This window comes from Clostridioides sp. ES-S-0108-01, from assembly GCF_020662285.1.
Taxonomy (GTDB): Bacteria; Bacillota; Clostridia; order Peptostreptococcales; family Peptostreptococcaceae; genus Clostridioides.
In genome coordinates this window covers 1-599 of the sequence record NZ_JADGMN010000070.1, presented here as the reverse complement: position 1 = coordinate 599, position 599 = coordinate 1, and the positions used below count along the sequence as shown (strand labels likewise).

1 pseudogene is annotated in these 599 nt (G+C 37.7%); it reads right to left on the bottom strand.

From position 1 onward, the window contains the following. A pseudogene (locus IR152_RS19810) lies at nt 1-599 on the bottom strand (phage tail tape measure protein); the annotation flags it as partial.

The window sequence follows — 599 nt, the reverse complement described above, 5'->3', positions numbered from 1 at the left end:
CATTCACGGTTCTTTTGACAGTTGTTTGGGTAGTCTTAACATTAAAAGACGCAGAAATTGGTGCTGAAACTGTTGCTCTTACACTATCCCAATAACTGATAACTTGACTCGACATAGCACTAACTTGGCTTACTACAGAACTACACATAGCAGAAATGGCACTTATTGCTGAACTGCTTAAACTTGTAAAAGATGTTCTAGCTCCATTATACATACTACTACAAGCAACTCTAACATTTGTTGATAACATATTAAAAGAAGTTGTTGCACCATTATAAAGACTTGAACCTGCTTCTCTACCTATTTGTGCTAGTTGCGTAAAGCTTTGTTTAGCTCCATTGTACATATTAGTAGCTCCTTGCTGAACTGTTGCAGTAGCTTGGTTAAATGCTGTGTCTATACCATTTGTAAGATTGCTATTATCAATTTGAGGAGTTGCACTATTTACAGCATTTGTTACTCCATTTTGTGTAACAGTAGCCAGTTCATTACTTTTTTGCTGTACAACTGGCACTCCCGCCTGTACTCCATTTACTACACCATTAGTCAAATCTGTACCTAATTGTTGCCCTGCCTGTTGCACAGCTGGGTTTTCTTGT